Source organism: Streptomyces viridiviolaceus (assembly GCF_014650995.1).
GTDB lineage: Bacteria > Actinomycetota > Actinomycetes > Streptomycetales > Streptomycetaceae > Streptomyces > Streptomyces viridiviolaceus.
Genome location: NZ_BMWA01000148.1, coordinates 1 through 509 on the forward strand (window position 1 = coordinate 1; position 509 = coordinate 509).

Here is a 509-nt window from a genome sequence, read left to right on the forward strand (position 1 = left end):
TAATGTGTTGGAATTTTTTTTCTAGATAGGAACTATACAGGCTCAAACTATAGCATAAACTAAAATAAAACATTAAGATAACGCCATAAACCACAAAGCTCGCATTGGGCATGCGTAAGAGGTTAATCTCTATGATTTGCTGGCCCACTTTTAACAAATCAATCGCTCCAATGAGAGAGACTAAGGCTGTGGTTTTAATCATGCGCGTGAATAAATTAAGGCTTGAGGGCAATAAAGACAAAAAGCTTTGGGGGAAAATAATGTTAAAAATCACCCTTTTTGAATCCATGCCTAAAGCCAGAGCGCTTTCTACTTGGTGTTTGCTCACGGAAGTTAAAACCCCTCTGGTTAAATCCATTATTTCAGCGCCACCCCACAAGCTAAAAACAATCACGCTCGCCAAAACAGCGCTAATATGCAAATCAAACCAGCTCGCTAACCCAAAATACACGATAAAAAGCCATGCTAAAAGCGGGATGATGCGAATGCTTTCTAAATACACACGGCAC

Annotated in this window: 1 protein-coding gene; it reads right to left on the minus strand. The window is 39.7% G+C overall.

Annotated features, from left to right (window positions below; all coding sequences use genetic code 11):
- Window positions 1–509, minus strand: a 509-nt coding sequence (locus IE260_RS43600; protein WP_189881055.1) for an ABC transporter permease subunit, incomplete at both ends; no start/stop codon positions are given.